Origin of the sequence: Candidatus Methanoperedens sp. BLZ2, from assembly GCF_002487355.1 — an archaeon.
Taxonomy (GTDB): domain Archaea; phylum Halobacteriota; class Methanosarcinia; order Methanosarcinales; family Methanoperedenaceae; genus Methanoperedens.
On the sequence record NZ_NTMG01000035.1, the window covers coordinates 11,322 to 30,073 of the forward strand.

An 18,752-nucleotide genomic window follows, 5' to 3' on the forward strand; every position below is an offset into this window, starting at 1 on the left:
CTCTCAAGCTTTAGATCAATCCCTTTCACTTGTGCTGGAGTTTGACCTTTTAAAGCCATGTGCGGTTTTTGCCGTTGCTGTGATTTTTGGCTTATGTAAATATTCTCTCTGTATCCTCATCTTCTCTATGTTTGGTTATGAGATTGGCTACCATGTCCCTTTTTTCATTATCCATGAAATGCCATAGTCATGGCCAATCCTCACGCTTAGTCTTTATTTTCATTTCATCGGCATGCCAGATAGTACCAAGCTGAAGCTATAAGGTTTCGGTATATTCGCTTATGATATTTCCTTTAATATAGTTATGTGAAATTCCACCAAAACCATGTGGTGATAATTCATCAATGTTTCGTGAAATCCTTACATTTCCTCGATCTTCTTGATGATCATAAGCGGATAATCTTTTTCTCCATCATAACTCATTTCTGCATGAACAATTACATTTTTATAAAGCACCTGTAAACTTACATGAAGCATCCGTCCTTCCAGTTCACAATATCCGAATCCGGGGTTTTGTTTTTTCTTAACCATTTCGTTGTCTATAGTAACGCTGATACTTCTTACGAAAGGCTGGACTCCTATACTTTCTTCTATTATCCTTGAAAGGCCATCAAGCATTTCCGTATTTATCGGAGTACCAACGAACTGGTGATACAATGCACCGAGCTTTATCCCGGCTTCAAAAACTGCCCTGTCACGATTATTTATTTCTGTCATATAATTTCACACCTATTGGACTTAAAACGTAAATCATAATAAGGATAAACAGGAGCAATGAACCTTTTTTTACTAAGTCGGTTAATCCGAGATAAAACGCGGCAATATTGAACACAAGGACTATTACCAGGGGTGCAAGGGTAAGGGGATTTTTTATTTTGGGGTAACTTATGGTGCTTATCATCAATAATGATAAAATAACAAGAAGTGCTGTAAAAATATATTCAAAATACGGAACAATATCCTTTACCATAAGAAATAATGCTACTATGAATCCTCCTGCGGTTATGGGAATTCCTTCAAATCCATCCTTTTTCCCTGAAACATTGAACCTGGCAAGACGCAATATGCCGCAAACCATGAAAAAAGCAGGAAAAACCAGCGCGAAATTTCCAAGGTTTGAAAGAGCAGCATATGAAACAACCGCTGGCGCAACCCCGAACGAGATACAATCGGATAATGAGTCAAGATTCGCACCAAGAACACCGTTTCCTGAAAACCTTGCTACTGCACCATCAGCGCCGTCAGCTATCACTGCAAGAAGTATAAACACGAGCGCGATTTCTATCTCTCCGCGCAGGGTCATTATAATTGAGAAAAATCCCAGTAACGCGTTTACAAGCGTTATGATATCTGCCGGTTTAATGAGTTTTAGAATATTTTGTCCCATGTCTGTTTCCTTTTTAGAATATTTTGCCCCATATCTGTTTCCTTATTTTCTATAGCTTATGTTCTTTATCTTTTTTCCTGGCAATTATAGTCTCGGCAGCTTTTACCTTATCATTCAGCCCGACTGTAAAAACATATCCTTCAGGTATCGTGACATCCACCCTGGAACCAAAACGTATCATTCCGATACGCTCTCCCCTCAAAATATAAGTCCCTTCACTTATGTACGAGACTATCCTCCGCGTCAGGACACCTGCGATTTGTGTTAATTCAAGAGTCCCTGCTGCCGTATTAAAAACAACATGGTTTCTTTCATTTACATCGGAATCCTTATTAAATGCCGGGATATAACCTCCCGGCTTATAATCGATATGAGTGACCGTACCGGAAAGTGGCGCGCGGTTCACATGAACGTTATGGATATTCATAAAAATACAGACCGTCCTGTGCTGGATGGATATCACTTTCCCGTCAGCAGGCGACACTACATCGTCTTCATCTCCGGGTGGTATTCTCTCCGGGTCGCGAAAGAATATAATGAAAAAAATTGATAGGATAAACCCGATGACAAATAACAAAAATAAGATCGCTGATGTTTTAAACGAGCCGGATACTTTAAATTTATTAAAAGCGACCCATGAAGCGATAGTAAATAGAAAAATTCCTGAAATCCATGGAAACGAACCCTTAGCCATCATTCTTAAAAATTCCTCCCACAAGGTTCAGGATACCATCGATCATATCGATTATCTCCGGAAGGATTTTAAGGACAGCGTAAGCTACCAGGAATAATGCGATCAGTGAACCTATTTTTGCTATCACGGTGTGTGCGATATAAAAACTCATATCCGGGTCGCCAAACCACATCATCCCGTAAGCATCAACTACAAAAACGTTTCTTATAAGATTTAAACCATATATTACAGGAACTGAGATAATGAAAGCCGAAGCCAGCCTCTTTATCGGCGCATTGACACTTGCTATTATCCCGATAAATAATGCTATACTTTCAATAGCAGTACATGCAAGGATTATTTCCACTTTATAGCCATTCACCGCTATCAGGTTCCAGTCAAGCCTTGTTATCGTTATTCCAAGGATCGATCCGGTCCATACGGTCTGGTCAGTAACTGTCGAGATTATCCATGAATTCATTGAAGGGATCTCGGAGAAGAGAAAATAAGAAATACCACTAATTGCGACAGCTGTGGTCATCATAGAAATAGAGGTCAGTGTATCTATTCCATTTATTTTACCAAACAATCTCCTGTCTTTCTTTATAAGGATGTAACCTATGAAAATGCTGAAAACCGCTGCAAATATCGTCAGGAATAAATTGACATAATCTTCCAGTTCATAATAATGCTGCCACTGGAACATCCAGTGTATTGAAAAAAACAGCCAGCTTACTCCTGCAAGAGGAAGTTTGATCTTATTATGAAGCGGGATAAGTGAAGCTATAACAAGCAATCCAAGAGCCAGCCAGATGATATTTTCTATCATGTTCCCAACTTATTCATACTGCCAGTTAATATATATTTCATCGAGATCATATCAATTTCCGGATCAATGAAAATATATATCCGGTTTTGTTTTTATCAATTTCTTTTGTCAGAATATCCTCTACAACCTTATTAAATCTCTCATTATCCTTGATTTCCCTTACAAATGCTTCCAGGATTGTATTGTTGGATAATAATCTTGAAATTTTTGCCATTGACAGGAAATCAAATTCACTTTTCCAGATATTTTCATATTCTGATAATGGATTATTTCCTGAAATGGCACGAGACAGGGTTTGGGCAGCTATTTCTCCTGAGCGCCGCGCATAATATATTCCTTCCCCATCAAAAGGTGATACGAAGCCTGCAGCATCACCCGCAAGAAGTGTCCGGTTGGAAAATGTCCTCTTAACAGGCCCGTTTATCGGAATAAGCCCTCTTTCTCCGGGAATATCAGGATAGCCTTTATCTGAGGATGTTCCTGAAACGACATTATCCTTTTTTGGTACGATCCACGAATATCCGCCCGGAAAAAGATCCATTTCGAAAAAATCACCTGGTTCCCGGTATTTTACCTGCTGTGTACAATATGCATATTGCTTTGTTCCCCCGTAAAGCTGGCTCAGTTCCGATACTCCTGCAGCAATGATAGCATAATCTGCAAGGACAATGTCCTTTTCTGTTTGGATCATTACACATGAGTCCTTTTCATTGATCGATAATACGAGATTTTTTTTCAATTCGCTTCCATTATTTACCGCACGGGCAAGATTGAATGCATCAAAAGAATCGCGATTTATGGAATATTCAACGGTGTTCCTGTAAGAGATTTCCCCCTTTATCCCTTTGAAAGATAACCTGACTCCCTTTATTTTCCGCTCAACATAATTTTCATTTACTTCATACTTTCTTGCATATTGGGCAGTTAGTACGCCGGCACATATCTTTTTCTTATTACATGGGTCAATTATCAGCGTTTTATAGCCCGATGCGGATAGTTTTTCAGCAGCAATTGAGCCTGCCGGACCTGCGCCTATTATAACCACATCATATTTCATGAACAAGCCTCGAATCAAGTCGTCCCGTTAAAATATATGCAAAGTCAAATGCAAAAAGAAGAAGTACTCCATTAAATCCGATCAAATCCAGAATAAAAAGCAGGAATAATCCAATTTTCAGGAACAGCCTGTATTTGAATACAAGATGCATGCTTGAAATTTTTATTATCTCTCCCATTTCGTCAAAGAAAGCAAAAGCAGCGATCATGAATACAAGGGGTGAGAGTTTTATTCCGTTAAAAAATACTATTGCAAGTATCGCAGCAAGGCCGAAATAATGGCCGTTGCTGTTTATTTTTCCCGATACAAGACATCCGAGGCTGATCCCCCCGAAAATGAGGGCTGCATCAATATCAGCGATCATCATATATCCCATCAAAGATCCATATATAATTCCAAAAGGTATGGCAAAAAGTCGATTTATTCGCAGGTTCTTATCTGATATGTCGTCAGCAAGTTTTATCAAAGAACCGACCAGGCATCCAAGGATCAAAAGTGTTATTGATTGCACGCACCAGATGCTAATTTCATAAAGTAAATAGATTTCTGTCAATTACCCCCGGTTGAAACCGGGGGCTTGTAACTATGCTCCATCTCAATTCCTGTTATGGCTTTGACTTCATTACATGCTACTATCCGCTGATTGACTTCAACGGCTCTTGCAGCGATATTGATCGCTGCTATATGATCAGCATTGCCAGAGAAACCACACTGAACACATCTGAATGTATCTCGATCTGGTCTATTCGCTCTTTCGTTATGTCCACATTCAGGACAGATATGAGAAGTTCCCCTTGGATTCACAAGAACAACAGGAATACCAGCAATATTAGCCTTATATTCAATGAAACTTCTCAACTGATAGAACGCCCAGGAATGAAGACGGCTTCTCTGAGTCCTTCTTACCGTTACAGACTTGCGAATGCCCTTGAGGTCTTCAAGAGCTATCGCCTGTCTTGTGTCTTTGGCTTTAGCCACGATCTTCCTGGAAATAATATGATTAATGTCACGATGGAAACGGGCTTCCCTATTGGAAAGTCGTTTGAGATGCCGCATTGCGGATGGGGTGTTAGCTTCTTGCAGGTCAGTTCGCAGAGTTGCGTTTTTCTCTCTTACCTTATCAACCTGCTTACCACTGAAAGTTTCCCCGTCATTATCAGTAGCAAGATACACGATTCCCAAATCAACCCCAAGAGTTCCAACAGCATCAACTTTGGAGGCTTCGGGGGCTTCAACCACAACCATAAGATAGAATATTCCATTTCTGAGAATAAGGTCAGCCTGACCCCTGATTCTGTCCAGTCTAACCTTTTGATATTCTCCCATACGGATAGGAACAGTCAGCCTTCCACTGTTGGTAAGGATAGATATGGCTTCCAGCTTTCGGAAGGACAGGATTCTTTGATCATAAACGATAGCTCCGGTAGGCTTGAATGTCGGTTTGATGGTTTTATCCCGTTTATAGGATTCACAAACCTTAGCAATAGCCCTTATGGTAAGCTGTGCAGAAAGTTTAAATTTATCCCTGACATCATAATAGACAAACTTTTGAAGTTCCCTCTTGTTTGCGGTTTTCAGTTCAAAAGCAATATCGGCAATATAATTACACGCTTCGTTAAACCTGTGCATGGTTTCAAGAATAGCACCATGCTGTTCCTTGTTTGTATCCAGTTTAACCACAAGCGTTTGTTTCATATCAAATATCCAATTGGGTATTCTCGTTATACCAATGGGTTTTATCAATGCTGTTCATATTGATATAAATGTTCAATCTGTATATATAGTTATTTGAAGGCGGGGTAAGATTTCTCTCCTGATTATAAATCAGGGGCTTCCTCTACCCCTGCACCCCAACGATGTGAATAAGAATTATATGTATCTGCCACATACATTGTCGTATGATTTCTTTAATTTTGATTGCTCAGTTGAGTTTTCAATTGAGTCTTCAATTGATTTTTCAGTTGAGTTGACCCATGACCACCGAAATTCTCTCCCTCGCAAAATATCTTGCCTCCTCCCGCTCTGAGTTTACACTTCTGGAGATGAACCAGTACCTTAGCAGGAAATACGAAGAAAAAGATCTGCATGCAGTTCTAAAACCGCATTTTTATGACCTTGATCTTTTTTGCAGCGCCGACTATAAATGTACAAAACTGGTAAAGGGCCCGCTGCCTTCTGACGAAGGGATCATCAGTGAACTTGAGGAGTTTTTTAAGAATCCGGAATTGCCTCTTTCCATGGAAAAATTGATTGAAGCTTATATAGAAAGATCCTGTGGAAAGAACTGGCACAAAGGAGAAACTGCGACGCAGATCCGCGAGAATATTGTGAAGCAGAAAGAGGAATACTGGAAAGGGGAAGGGAAAGGAAAAGAAAAAGTGAAAGTGAAAGGAGAATCCCGGTACCCCATGATAAGGGTCATATCCTATCTTCTCTATCATTTTCCTGTATATTTCTGCCAGTATCAGTACCTGTTACTTGAATTATTCAAGGGTGGAGTACTTATGAACAAAATGAGCATTGTTGACGTTGGTTCAGGTCCCGGAACAATTACACTCAGCACACTTGATTTCTTAAGGAAACTCCAGGATATTTATTCCAGGAATAAAATGGATGTTAAACTCAATATCAGGATAGGTTCGATAGAGCATGAGCTGGAAAATATCAGGTGTTACAGGGAACTCACATCCGGCTTTCTCTTAAGCGGTAATGCGAATATATTGAATTCAAATATAACAATTGATGAGTCTGTGCATTCACCTGTTGAAACCGCGCCTGTTCCCGGGGATGTCGACCTTATGATATTCTCAAATGTCCTGGCTGAGTTAAGATCGCTTCCTCATGAACGTGCTGATGTTGTGGAAAGGATCGCTTCAGTGAGCAAAAATCCCACACTAATAATTATTGAGCCTGCTGACCTTGATAATTCAAAGGCTCTGCGCGTTAGCCAGCATGCTTTGATCAAAAAAGGATTTAATGTCTATAGTCCCTGCTCTTTTATATGGGGAAGATTATGCAGCGGCATTAACTGCTGGAGTTTCCAGGAGCCCGGGAACATTAAGGTGCCAGGCTTCATGGAAAAGATCGCAGATACAGAGGATTCTTACAGGTATTTGAACACAGATATGAAATTTTCATCTGTCATATTAAGGAAAGACAGACTTACTAAACATGCTTATCGAGCAAAGGGAAAGATCATGGCTCTATCAAATCTCAAAAAACATATCAAGAAACACATAAATGTTGCAGTATCGGTTATGTCCGGAAATCTCGGTGATGAGAAGACTTTTGTGTCCAAGATATGCGACGGCACAGCTTCATTCCCATGCTATGCTGTAATGCCTGTATATCATATGAGTGAAAATAACAGGGCGCTTATTGATGCGGGTTATGGGGATATAATCGAGATATCCGGCACTCTCGTACGCGAGAACGTGGAACAATCATCTTTTAATCTTTTTATCACCCGAAATACAATCGTTAATATTGTGGGTTAGTCCTGTTCTTATTCCTGTTCCCGCAGCAATTTTAATATCTTTAAACCCTGTTCGATGCATTCCATTTTATCCTTTATCCTTGCGATTTCTGCCTCGTTTTCAAGACTTGCTGCCAGCTCACGAACTTTATTTATGATTATATCGTTGATCTCGCTAATCTGCGATATATCGGCTGATTGTGGGGCTATCTGGACCTGGACAGCCAGATTCTTCTTTTGCTGACCTTGCTTTATCCGATCTATCTGCTGTTTTTCAGTTTCAGTTTTTCCTGTTTCCTGCGGCTCAACAATTTGCTTTTTTTCCTGGGAATCACATACCGGACATATAATCTTTCCCTGATACCGAAACATCGGGGCTCCACACTCATGATGTGTTGCCAGCATTGTCCCTCCTTTTTCAAGGAGTTTTGTTATTTTTTGGATATTATCATCTGAGTCTTTGCCAACCATAATATCACCGAAAGTCTTTTCAAGCAATAATTTTAATTACAGTTTTTGTTTCATATTTATACCACGTGGTGATAACTGTGTCGGAAAATCTTAGCGAAATTATAAAACAATGTACTGAAGTGCTTGACAGGATTATCAGTGATGATTCTGTCCCAAGAAACATCAGACGCTCGGCAGATAATATAAAAAACGTTCTCTCTAATGAAAAACAACCAATATCAAAAAGGGCAGCAATTGTGATATCAAATCTTGATGATATAGGGAATGATCCGAATATTCCAATACATACAAGAACATTAATATGGGGATTATCAAGTAAGCTGGAGTCAATTCCTGTTGACCGGTGAGTCTATTTATTCTTTTGATCTTTATCGTATATGCTTTACAGCTCTAATCTAGTGCAGTTGGGTGTTCCATCTCAACGCTTAACTTATCTTATTTTAACTTATTTTACAGTTATGATTTCTACCTACCCTATTGTTTCTACTGGAGATTTGCAGATTAGAATTAACTTTAATTGATTAGTTTTCTTTAATTGATCATTTTTGTGTTTTGATTGTTTAGCTTATAGTATTCTTTATAACAGTACAATTATTTTTGTAACAAATAGAAATAACTTTTGCAATGATAGAAATCTTTATATATAGTTAGATCATAACTGGGTCACATCGGTTTTTTAAAATTTTAAAAAAAAATAATCATAATCGTTTTTTTAAAATCTCCACACGAAATAATGGGGTGGGTTTACACGCTTTCCAGTGGAAACAATGGGGTCTGAAGGATAAAATTTTACTTACATCACATACATTATGATATATATCATTAATAAAACGATATATTATGGCATCTTTTATGTATACGGGCATCTTCCGGACATCAGCATTTCCAATTGAAATAAAGGGGTCGTTACCATTACTCTTAATACCTATCCTTCCATTGGAGTAATCTACGAGGTTGAAGGATGGAGACAAAAAAAACATCAATAAATGGCATTTTCGAAGATATGTTGATGCGTGCAACGATCTTTGAGAATAGAGAGGTACTGAGATCTACATATACTCCGGATTATCTTCCGCACAGGAACGATCAGGTAAAAGGATTGGCTACCATATTAGTTTCAGCCTTAAGGGGCGAAACCCCTTCTAATATCCTGATATACGGAAAGACCGGGACAGGTAAAACCGCTGTAGCAAAACACGTAGGCAATGAACTTGTGAGAACAAGTGAAACGCATGACATTCCATGCGTTGTTGTATATATTAACTGTGAAGTTGTGGACACGCAATATCGTTTGCTGGCATCCATTGCACGGCATTTCGAGAAGGACATTCCTATGACAGGATGGCCGACTGACCAGGTATATTCTGAACTAAAAAGCGCTCTTGATGTTGATAAACGCATAGCTATAATAATACTTGATGAGGTTGATAAGCTTGTGTGCAAAGGAGACGATGTTCTTTACAATCTTACCAGGATAAATTCGGACTTGAAAAAATCAAAAGTCAGTCTTATCGGTATCACGAACGATCTTAAATTCACGGAATTCCTCGATCCAAGGGTTAAAAGTTCACTGGGCGAAGAAGAGATTATTTTCCCTCCTTATGATGCAAACCAGATAAGGGATATCCTTAACCAGAGAGCGCAGATGGCATTTAAACCCCAGGTACTGGAAGAGACTGTTATCCCTCTTTGTGCTGCTTACGCAGCTCAGGAGCATGGAGATGCAAGACGTGCACTGGACCTTTTGCGGGTATCAGGAGAGATCGCAGAACGAATAAAGTCGAGTAAGGTACTTGAAGCGCATGTCAAACAGGCACAGGAGAAAATAGAAATAGACAGGATAGTGGAGGTAGTAAGGACCCTGCCAAGCCAGTCTAAACTTGTTCTATTAAGTGTGGTCCTCCTCGGATACAATGGCGACAGTAACCTCACAACGGGCGAAGCGTATAATATTTACAAGCAGATGTGCAGATTGATAGGAATAGAAATCCTGACCCAGCGAAGGGTTACGGATCTGATATCCGAACTTGATATGATGGGTATTCTGAATGCAACTGTTGTAAGTAAAGGAAGGTACGGAAGGACCAAAGAAATCTCTTTGAGCGTCCCTTCCGAAAGCACTAAACGGGTTTTATTTGAAGATTACAGGTTAAAACCGCTGGAAGATTTCAAGCCGCCCAACCAGACAAAATTGTATGCCTGAAATCGTCTCATTTTTTATTGCTTTCACTTAAAACATGCAAAATTCCCTCTGGGAATAAGCGAAATACACCCGAGCAATGGTACCCTGCCAAATCTTGCTTTTCCGATCACCCATTCTTTCTTAATAGGCTGCAGGTGGCTTATGCTGCCTTGCTGGTCATATGCAGCATTGGTTCTGCTGTTATCACCTTTTGTAATGTAGCCTGCATGTGGGGCAAGAGGTCCTCCCGGCCACATAGGTTCGCTTTCGTTGATATAATACATGGCGCGATGGATTATTGGGGTTGTCCCTTCCATTCCACGTGGTTTGTATAAGATGACATCGCCATATTCGTCAAAAGACAAATAATTCAATTTTTTTCCTGCTTCATTTGTGATTATTTCCGTGCGGTCGATACTTTCGACAAATATGATATCACCGATCTGGATGTGGGGGATCATGCTCCCGCTTTCTACTGCTACCATTGGTGTATATAGTCCCAATGCGATCTTTGAAACCGAGGCAAAAATAACTACAACTGTGATAACAAAAACCAAATCACGCAAAAGTCCAGCCCAGAAACTATCACTTTCTTTAAAATATTTTATTATGTTTTTTAAATCCATAAACAGCTTGAGATAATATCGGTTATCATATTAAGACTTGTCCTTATTAATCTTAATCCGAGCCAGACACAACTACTGGTTAAAACACGCCGGATTTCCTCTCATGGTGAGTGGAACACACCCGATCAAAGGTATTGGTCTAAAACGGGCGACACCAATTATCCATTCCTTCTTGACAGGCTGCAAATAACTTATGCTCCCCTGCTGGTCGTATACTGCATTTGTATTGTCATTATCCCCTTTTGTAATATATCCCGCATAGGGAGCAGAAGGCCCGCCCGGCCACATAGGTTCGTCTTTATTGACATAATACATGGCTCGATGAATAATAGGGGTTCTTTTCTCATTTCCGGAACGCATGTATAAAATCACATCACCGTAATAACCAAAAGATAAATACCCGGTTTTTTTACCTTCTTCATATGTTATAATTTTCGAGCGGTCCGAGCTTTCAATAAAGATTATATCCCCTATATTTAAATTCGGGACCATACTTTTACTTTCCACTGCTACCATAGGGGAAAAGCGGCCAAGCGCAATGTAAGAGATCGAGGAAAAAATCGCAACCACTATAAGCACAAATAAAAAATCCCTAAAAAGCCCGATCCAGAAATTATCGCTTTCCTTTATTTTTTTTATCGTTTCTTTTATCCCCATGACTTATCTGTAATACAGTAAGAAGTATTAATTGTTGCTATTTCTTAAATTTTCAGGTATCCTTGTTGGGAAGTTGAAAGGTGGAAAACATACAGATTTATTAATATCAAAGCTGTATTCGAGGCAAAAGGAAGAATATTAATGGAGCTCCAGAAACCCAGAGGCACGCGTGATTTCCTGCCAGAAGAAATGATTAAGCGCAGATATATTGAAAATAAGTTGCGCAAGGTTGCTACACACTGGGGATACGGGGAAATAAAAACACCGACATTTGAGCATATAGAGCTTTTTACGCTAAAATCCGGTGAAGGGATACTTGGTGAAATATATAATTTCAAGGATAAGGGCGACCGTGAGATAGCGCTTCGTCCTGAACTGACAGCCCCTGTGGTCAGGATGTATGTGGAGGAGCTCCAGAGGTCGCCAAAGCCCCTGAAATTCTTTTATTTTGATAACTGCTTCAGGTATGAGCGCCCCCAGAAAGGACGTTTCCGTGAGTTTTTCCAGTTCGGGGTTGAGATAATCGGAAGCGCAAGACCTGAGTCTGATGCAGAAGTAATAGCGCTTGCAGTTGAAATGCTAAAAAGTGCAGGTGTCAGCGGAGATCTGCATGTGGGAAACCTGGGAATAGTGCGGGCTCTTTTAAAAGATATCGGGCCTGAACACCAGGGCAAGATCATGCGGCTTGTGGATAAGAAAGATGATTTAGGGCTTGAGAAATTTCTCGATGAGATCAATGCACCTGATGATATGAGGGGCAAATTGTTCCGGTTGATCGGATTACATGGTGAGAATGCAGTGCATGAGGCGCGGGAGCTTGTGGGAGACATTGATGCGATATCGCAATTCAAAGCGCTTCTTGATCTTCTGGATGTGTATGGCCTTGAATACCAGGTTGATCTTGGGATCGCAAGAGGTCTTGATTATTATACAGGTATGGTGTTTGAGATTTATTGTGAAGGACTTGGCGCACAGAACCAGGTATGTGGCGGCGGTTCTTACCGCCTTGCGGCGCTTTTTGGGGGCGAGGATACGCCATCAACCGGATACGGCATCGGGTTTGACAGGATAATGGAGATTTGTGAAGTAAATCCCCAACAACCCAAACGCATTGTGGTAGTCTCGTTTGAGGACACGCGCAAAGAAGCGATAATTATAGCAAATAAGCTAAGAGAGCACGTTTCAACGTACATCGACGTGATGGGGCGCAAGTTCAAAGACCAGATTTCCTATGCCAATACGATTGGCGCAAGTCATGTGGTTATCGTGGGGAAAAACGAGCTTGATGCAGGGAAGGTGGCGCTCAAGGATATGAAGACCGGGGAGCAGGTGCTTGTGACGGTGGAAGAAGCGGTTGAAAGAGTGAAGAGCTAATTTTTCAGATTTTCTCTTAACAATTCGATATTTCCCTTTACAATGTCCGCACTTCTGACATCTTTCAATTCATTGAATATTATTAATGATTTAGTATAATATTCCAGCGCTTTCTCTGGCTTTCCCCATTGCTTGTACAAAAGTCCAATATTGTTGAGGTGTGTTGCTTTTCCCCTTATATCCTTAAGTTCCTCAGCTATTTTGAGCGCCTGCTCGAAATATTCCAGCGCTTTCTCTGGCTTCCCCCAGTCCTGGTATACGCTCGCGATATTGTTGAGGCGTCTTGCTTTTCCCCTTATATCCTTAAGCTCTTCATCTATTTTGAGCGCCTGCTCATAAAATTCCAGCGCTTTCTCCGGCTTTCCCCAGTCCTGGTACACACTTGCGATGTTGTTGAGTTCTGTTGCTTTTTTCCTTATATCCTTAAGCTCCTCATCAATTTTGAGTGCTTCGTTGAAATAGTTGAAAGCATCTTCAGGTTTGCCGAGATAATATGCCTCATTACCCAGAGTACGAAGAATATTGGCATCTTTAACAGGCTTTCCTTTTACTTTTGAATATTGGTCAACTTTCTCGCGCGTTACATTCAAGAGTTTGAGCTTATCATTGCTGAGTTCAAATGAAGCATCCTTAATAACGGCTCCTGTCATTTCAGGTAAATTCCGGATAAAACAATCGCTGATATTTTTCAAAACGGTTTCTTTATCAAGATCAAGAGGACTCAGATTTTGGATATTTATTGTGCAATTAATAAGATTAACGATGGGAGCAGACGCATTTTTTATCTCAGGTGAATTAATTTTTATAGTCTGCTTTTCGATACTCATATTATTAGCGTTCTGCTGAATTAAACCTGAAGAGTTGTTGGCAGATTGGGAGACAACGGGGGGATGGGCAGCAGGTTTCTTGCGATAATTCAGGTAAGCGATAATCACCCCTAAGGCTGGTACTATCAGGGCAAGCACTGTAGAATCTATGACCATCCCGAACAACTGAATATCTACCATCTGAACAAAACATAATTCAAAGGATAATAAAACTATCCTGAATAATTATAAGTGAACACAAATCAGCATTTTCAATCCACTTGCCCCACAATATGGTGGTTACCAATTCATGAGTTCACCACTTAAACTTAACTGTTTTTTACGCGCGCAGTAGAACTATTGTAATAGTTACAATACATATGGTAAGATTGGGTTGGAAAATTTTATTACTATTGTAACTGTTACAATAGTACTGAAAAAGTTACCAATGGTTTTGAGCGGTTCTTGGTAATCACCAATATACCCCCCTCTGATTAAGTATAAATTTAAGTTATACCAGAAATAAACATTGGAGCTAATCAAAATGGAAGCCATAATGAAAGTCGGACCTAAAGGGCAGGTAGTGATTCCCCAGGAAATCAGGCACGCTCTGAACATTTATCCGGGATCAAAGGTGCTGTTCAGGTTAGTTGGTAATAAATTAGAGATAGAAAAACCTCCACAGGATGCAGTTGCCATTTTCAGGGAAAGTGCAAAAGGCATGGGTAAACTCAAAATTCACCCGCATGAAGCGTATGAAGAGGAACTGGGGAAGAGAGGATACGTGGATTTTGATAACACCCGGATTTAAAGAAAAAGTGGCGGGGAGAATGAATAAACAAATCCAGGCTCACATATGTTTCACACCTTCTTCACACCAAGCTTAATTAAAATGTGAAAAGATTACCCGGTATCGGGATCGATTATGGTTTTACCAAGAAAATTCAAAAGAAGAGCAGTAACCTCAAGGATAATGATCGAGCGAAAAAACAGGAGCCTCAGGGAGGATTTTAATCAATTTGATTTGAGTTCCAACTATTGAATACTCTCACTGGTTTTCACACTTACAATGAAAATCCACATATTTTTCACACCCACATTAATCAAAGTGTGAGTTTTTATGATAGTTGTTAGAATGAAGGGTCTAACGGATGGAAAAATATGAAATGTAAACACCTGGAAATAAATTGCGTAACGCGAATTATTAACAAAGAATGTGAAGAGCTCCGCGCATGTGAATTCGGAGTATCCTGCAATTATCAAGATAAACAAATAGCAAATTTATCTTAATTCTCTTGAGCTATTTATTCGCGACATGCATCGCCACGCCGTTCACAACGGCGTCTCCTTTTTATTAGAAAAATTAGAAATCTCTAAATATCATTAACGTTCAGGAGAGGCGGGTGATTTAATGGTATACATAAGAAGTATGATAGGAGAAGCACTTGCAGGCGATGGTAATGAAATTGCACATATCGACCTTGTAATAGGGCCAAGAGGAGGTCCTGTTGAGACAGCGTTTATGAATTCACTTGCAATGCCAAGGGAAGGACATACGCCGCTTCTTGCGGTGCTTGAACCGAACCTCCAGCCAAAACCATGCACATTGATGGTAAACAAAGTTACCATCAAGAATGCGGACCAGGCCGTATTGATGTTCGGGGCCGGACAGGCGGCTGTGGCAAAAGCGGTAATTGACAGTGTTGAGGAAGGAGTAATTGCAAAGAGTGATGCTGAAGATCTCTTGATAATAGTTTCAGTATTCATCCACTGGGAAGCCAAAGATAAGCAAAAAATATATGATTACAATTACGAAGCTACAAAGCTGGCAATAAAACGGGCAATAGCAAGCGAACCTTCTGTGGGAGAAGCTCTGGCGCGAAAGGATAAGGCAAAGCATCCATTTGCATGAATAAGCTTTTGTGGCAAAGGTCATTGCCACTCATTTTTTAAATGTCTCTTCTGGACTAAAAACCAAAAAAATCTCAAACAGCAAAAGGTAAATATGTTGTGTTATAATGTAAGCCAGTCTTAAGATGTCGAAAGGAGATCCCAATGAATCTAATTAATGAAAAAATGATTGACGAATATGTCAAGAAGTTCAATTTCAAACAAATGCTAATTCTTCCTGTAATACTTCTTATAGTATCGTTGTTGATTTTAGCTTATACATCCTACACGACCAGGACGCCCGAGGGGCTTGGTGCGCCTGTGAAACTCGGCATGGAATTCCAGGGGGGAACGGCCATAACTTTTGACAGCTCAAAGACTCCTGAACAATTAAAAGAAGAATTTTCAGCATATCCTGTTGTGCAGGCAAGGGAATATGGCGGTGGCGACCAAAAATTATTACAATTCGGCCCCATGACGGAATCCCAACTCTCCGATGTTATAAACAAGATAAATTCCGAATACTCCAATCCGGGTCAAATAACACAAATGGGAGAAGTAGTCAGTAAATCTTTACAGAGGCAGACGCTTAACGCTATATTATTCTCGTTCATTGGAATGGCTATTGTTGTATTCATAGTATTTCGGGTTTTTGTACCATCCATAGCAGTGGTAATTTCGGCTTTTGCAGATATTGCCTTTGCTGCGGCAATGATGAATGTTTTCGGTATAGTACTATCTCTTGGAACAGTTGCGGCCCTTCTGATGTTAATAGGTTATTCCGTAGATACGGATATCCTTTTGACCACGCGTCTTCTCAAGCGAAAAGGCGAATTGAGTGATAAGATCAAAGACGCCATGAAAACCGGCATGACAATGACATTAACGACCCTTGCAGCTCTTATTGCATTATTCGTGGTCTCATCGGGTTCTTATCTTGTATCATCGTTTACGCGTATTGATATAATAAGAGACATTTCCGTTGTCCTTATTTTCGGTTTGATAGCGGACATGGTAAACACCTGGATGACAAACGTGGGAATCCTGAAATGGTATATGGAAAAAACCGGAAAAACGGAAACCCGGGTCGAAAAACCTAAGAAGAGGAGGCAGGCAGCATGAACGGTGAAGAACCATTTTACAAAAAGCCACGGGTCCTCTTATTATTGATCGTGATCCTTGCTTCAATTGCGGCAATGACTGTTTCTTATGAGAACGGGGAAGTAAAAGTCGGCAGTAATCTGAACTACGGACTTGACCTGCAGGGCGGCTCATGGCTGCAATTGCAGCTCCAGGGAGCAATTGTCCAGGTAAGCGCTGATGAGAGCAAAATAATACAATCGGAATTCCAGAGACTGTTAAATGACCCTTCCATCAAGGTCGAAGAGACCACTTTAAATTCAGTCACCTTTACAACAACAAAACAGACCACCCAGAAAATAATAGATAGCTTCGGATTTGGCAAATCCACGATAACCCAGGCTCCAGACGGCGGCACAAGGGTCTCCCTGCAAATAAGCAGGGAATATTCCATCCAGAAATATCTTGAGAATAACCTCGATGCAGAAATAAGAATGATCCCTGGGAATATTCTCACCTTTGAAATACGAAAAGCGGTTACCGAAGATGAATTGAATGCTCTGCTTAAACCAGTTGACGGAAAAGTCAATTCCTTCAAGGCCGGTGTATCATCGGATACAAGAGAAGAAACAAAAAAGATTCTTGAATCCAAGCTCAACAACCTGGGGATGAAAGAGATCCCGATAAGGACAGTTGGAGATGATTATATCCTTATCGACCTTGCAGGCGTGGATATAACCACAGCAAAGGATATTGCTGCCAAACCCGGAAAATTTGAAATTCGGATACAGGTGAATGGCAATGTAACTGAACATGTGCTGTATGGCACGGAAATAACACCCGGGCTACCTGAAAAACAGACCGGCGATCAATGGGCTGTGACTTTTACCCTGAGTGATGCTGGTGCAGCTGTACTCCGTGATGCTGCAATACAGTATGGGGCTGTCACAAATCCTGAAGCACATGAGCTGATAATGTTACTTGATGAAAAAGAGGTATATAGTGCTCCGCTGTCACCCGAGCTGGCCAGGAACATCCAGAGCGTACCTGTGAAAAGCCTTTCAGCAACAACAGGCGTAGGAGACGAGGGACAGAGAAGAGCCAATGAGCTCCAGATCCATTTAAGAGCCGGCGCCCTGCCTGTGGAGGTAGATGTGATAGGCGCTGGAGAGGTTTCAGCAGAACTTGGCTCCAGGTTCAAATCCCAGGTTTTGATTGCAGGATTAATAGCACTTATATTAGTCGCTATAGTTGTTTCATTAAGATACAAGCAGCCAAACATCGTTATCCCGATGCTTTCGACATCTTTCAGTGAAGTGATAATCATATTGGGTTTTACTGTCCTTGTTGGATTCCAGCTTGACCTTCCCACAATCGCGGGTATAATTGCGGTCATCGGTACAGGTATTGACCACCTTATAATTATTACTGATGAGGTTCTTGCAGGCGGTGCAATGCCGCCAGATAAGGTTTATAGATCGCGTCTTACTAAAGCATTTGCCATAATATTCTCAGCAGCTGCAACAGTACTTGTGGCGATGTCTCCTCTCCTGATCATGGGATTTGGCGCTCTGAGGGGCTTTGCTGTAATTACCATAGTCGGAGTACTAATCGGGGTATTCATTGCAAGACCAGCGTATGCCGAAGTAATCCAGGGCATGCTTGTTGAAGATACTGGCAAGAAGTTCGTGGATGAGTAAACAATAACTTAATAAATGAATGAATCCATGTATTAGATATAGCAATTATTTAGAACCATTCATTATGTTTTCATGCAATTTTCCAATGGTCAAACATTATTTCTAAAATCGAAAAGATGCGAGGTAAGAATATGTCAAAACTTAAAAAGAGAGAATTGGAACGAAAAGGCCAAAAGAAACAGAAAATATTGGATACTAAATTGATGGGTGAGCATCTTGGGGATTTAACTAAGAAAGAAGTAGAAGTAGCGGAACTCCCTGAGGAATAAATTGAAGATAAAAGTAAAAATCCTGTCCGGAGGTGTTAAAGAACAAAACCTGGACGTCACATCAGAATCAACGTATGAAGAGGTTCTTGAATCTCTTCATATTAATCCGGAAATCGTTCTCGTGTTCAGAGGAGGCAATCCTGTGCCACTTGATGAAAAAGTTACACCCGATAATGTCGAAATATTAAGAGTAGTGACGGGCGGATAATTACGTTGGTTATATATTATTTTATCCTGGTAAGTCTGAAAGAACTCATTTTCACACAATATTTATTC

General features: G+C 40.4%; 21 protein-coding genes. 10 read left to right on the top strand and 11 right to left on the bottom strand.

Annotated elements, in window-relative coordinates; translation table 11 throughout:
* Positions 1 to 360: 360 nt before the first annotated feature.
* The 7 genes from CL181_RS05780 to CL181_RS05810 are packed head-to-tail and all read right to left on the bottom strand — an operon-like array spanning position 361 to position 5,641.
* Positions 361 to 717 carry a dihydroneopterin aldolase family protein gene (locus tag CL181_RS05780; protein WP_097298336.1) on the bottom strand — a complete coding sequence of 119 codons (357 nt, stop codon included), beginning with the start codon at positions 715 to 717 and terminating at the stop codon, positions 361 to 363.
* On the bottom strand, positions 701 to 1,387 hold the full coding sequence (pssA, locus tag CL181_RS05785) for a CDP-diacylglycerol--serine O-phosphatidyltransferase (RefSeq protein ID WP_097298338.1): 687 nt from the start codon (positions 1,385 to 1,387) through the stop codon (positions 701 to 703). The genes CL181_RS05780 and pssA overlap by 17 nt, the downstream gene beginning before the upstream one ends.
* A gap of 49 nt (positions 1,388 to 1,436) precedes the next feature.
* On the bottom strand, positions 1,437 to 2,084 hold the full coding sequence (locus CL181_RS05790) for a phosphatidylserine decarboxylase (RefSeq protein ID WP_097298340.1): 648 nt from the start codon (positions 2,082 to 2,084) through the stop codon (positions 1,437 to 1,439).
* On the bottom strand, positions 2,074 to 2,889 hold the full coding sequence (artA, locus tag CL181_RS05795; protein WP_097298342.1) for an archaeosortase A: 816 nt from the start codon (positions 2,887 to 2,889) through the stop codon (positions 2,074 to 2,076). The genes CL181_RS05790 and artA overlap by 11 nt, the downstream gene beginning before the upstream one ends.
* A gap of 46 nt (positions 2,890 to 2,935) precedes the next feature.
* A complete protein-coding gene (locus CL181_RS05800; protein ID WP_097298344.1) occupies positions 2,936 to 3,946 on the bottom strand; it encodes an NAD(P)/FAD-dependent oxidoreductase in 1,011 nt (336 codons plus the stop codon).
* Positions 3,936 to 4,499, bottom strand: coding sequence for a hypothetical protein (locus tag CL181_RS05805; RefSeq protein ID WP_097298345.1), 564 nt, complete (start codon positions 4,497 to 4,499; stop codon positions 3,936 to 3,938). The genes CL181_RS05800 and CL181_RS05805 overlap by 11 nt, the downstream gene beginning before the upstream one ends.
* Positions 4,496 to 5,641, bottom strand: coding sequence for an RNA-guided endonuclease TnpB family protein (locus tag CL181_RS05810; protein WP_097298347.1), 1,146 nt, complete (start codon positions 5,639 to 5,641; stop codon positions 4,496 to 4,498). Before CL181_RS05810 ends, CL181_RS05805 begins: the two co-directional genes overlap by 4 nt.
* 278 nt (positions 5,642 to 5,919) lie before the next feature.
* Here CL181_RS05810 and CL181_RS05815 point away from each other — a divergent pair, with 278 nt between their 5' ends.
* Entirely contained in the window at positions 5,920 to 7,443 is a 1,524-nt protein-coding gene (locus tag CL181_RS05815) for a small ribosomal subunit Rsm22 family protein (protein ID WP_097298349.1), read from the top strand.
* 8 nt (positions 7,444 to 7,451) lie between these two features.
* Here the strand turns inward: CL181_RS05815 and CL181_RS05820 are convergent, their stop codons facing one another.
* Positions 7,452 to 7,892 carry an Sjogren's syndrome/scleroderma autoantigen 1 family protein gene (locus tag CL181_RS05820; RefSeq protein WP_097298398.1) on the bottom strand — a complete coding sequence of 147 codons (441 nt, stop codon included), beginning with the start codon at positions 7,890 to 7,892 and terminating at the stop codon, positions 7,452 to 7,454.
* A gap of 77 nt (positions 7,893 to 7,969) precedes the next feature.
* Between CL181_RS05820 and CL181_RS05825 the strand changes: the two genes are divergently transcribed.
* Together CL181_RS05825 and CL181_RS05830 are read left to right on the top strand one after the other, a co-directional pair.
* Positions 7,970 to 8,239, top strand: a complete 270-nt coding sequence (locus CL181_RS05825; protein ID WP_394336511.1) for a UPF0147 family protein — start codon at positions 7,970 to 7,972, stop codon at positions 8,237 to 8,239.
* A gap of 614 nt (positions 8,240 to 8,853) precedes the next feature.
* On the top strand, positions 8,854 to 10,095 hold the full coding sequence (locus tag CL181_RS05830) for an ORC1-type DNA replication protein (protein WP_097298351.1): 1,242 nt from the start codon (positions 8,854 to 8,856) through the stop codon (positions 10,093 to 10,095).
* Between the two features lie 23 nt (positions 10,096 to 10,118).
* Here CL181_RS05830 and CL181_RS05835 read toward each other — a convergent pair whose 3' ends face one another.
* Together CL181_RS05835 and CL181_RS05840 are read right to left on the bottom strand one after the other, a co-directional pair.
* A complete protein-coding gene (locus CL181_RS05835) occupies positions 10,119 to 10,700 on the bottom strand; it encodes a signal peptidase I (protein ID WP_097298352.1) in 582 nt (193 codons plus the stop codon).
* Positions 10,701 to 10,772: 72 nt separating this feature from the next.
* Positions 10,773 to 11,357 (bottom strand): S26 family signal peptidase, encoded by a 585-nt coding sequence (locus CL181_RS05840; protein ID WP_097298354.1) that lies wholly within the window; start codon positions 11,355 to 11,357, stop codon positions 10,773 to 10,775.
* Positions 11,358 to 11,498: 141 nt separating this feature from the next.
* Here CL181_RS05840 and hisS point away from each other — a divergent pair, with 141 nt between their 5' ends.
* Complete coding sequence (gene hisS, locus CL181_RS05845; RefSeq protein ID WP_097298355.1) at positions 11,499 to 12,731, top strand: histidine--tRNA ligase; 1,233 nt, start codon at positions 11,499 to 11,501, stop codon at positions 12,729 to 12,731.
* Here hisS and CL181_RS05850 read toward each other — a convergent pair.
* Positions 12,728 to 13,738 (bottom strand): tetratricopeptide repeat protein, encoded by a 1,011-nt coding sequence (locus CL181_RS05850; RefSeq protein WP_097298357.1) that lies wholly within the window; start codon positions 13,736 to 13,738, stop codon positions 12,728 to 12,730. The two genes, hisS and CL181_RS05850, sit on opposite strands and share 4 nt — an antisense overlap.
* A gap of 343 nt (positions 13,739 to 14,081) precedes the next feature.
* On the opposite strand from CL181_RS05850, the gene CL181_RS05855 reads away from it, so the two are divergent.
* From CL181_RS05855 to CL181_RS05875, 6 genes are all read left to right on the top strand, one after another.
* Positions 14,082 to 14,348 carry an AbrB/MazE/SpoVT family DNA-binding domain-containing protein gene (locus CL181_RS05855; RefSeq protein WP_097298359.1) on the top strand — a complete coding sequence of 89 codons (267 nt, stop codon included), beginning with the start codon at positions 14,082 to 14,084 and terminating at the stop codon, positions 14,346 to 14,348.
* Positions 14,349 to 14,948: 600 nt separating this feature from the next.
* Positions 14,949 to 15,449, top strand: a complete 501-nt coding sequence (gene fae / locus CL181_RS05860) for a formaldehyde-activating enzyme (RefSeq protein WP_255251442.1) — start codon at positions 14,949 to 14,951, stop codon at positions 15,447 to 15,449.
* 143 nt (positions 15,450 to 15,592) lie between these two features.
* Positions 15,593 to 16,549 (top strand): protein translocase subunit SecF, encoded by a 957-nt coding sequence (locus CL181_RS05865; protein WP_097298363.1) that lies wholly within the window; start codon positions 15,593 to 15,595, stop codon positions 16,547 to 16,549.
* On the top strand, positions 16,546 to 18,207 hold the full coding sequence (locus CL181_RS05870) for a preprotein translocase subunit SecD (protein ID WP_097298364.1): 1,662 nt from the start codon (positions 16,546 to 16,548) through the stop codon (positions 18,205 to 18,207). The genes CL181_RS05865 and CL181_RS05870 overlap by 4 nt, the downstream gene beginning before the upstream one ends.
* Positions 18,208 to 18,338: 131 nt before the next feature.
* A complete protein-coding gene (locus tag CL181_RS20175) occupies positions 18,339 to 18,476 on the top strand; it encodes a hypothetical protein (RefSeq protein WP_176505087.1) in 138 nt (45 codons plus the stop codon).
* A 1-nt stretch (position 18,477) separates the two neighbouring features.
* Entirely contained in the window at positions 18,478 to 18,684 is a 207-nt protein-coding gene (locus CL181_RS05875) for a MoaD/ThiS family protein (RefSeq protein ID WP_097298365.1), read from the top strand.
* Positions 18,685 to 18,752 lie beyond the last annotated feature (68 nt).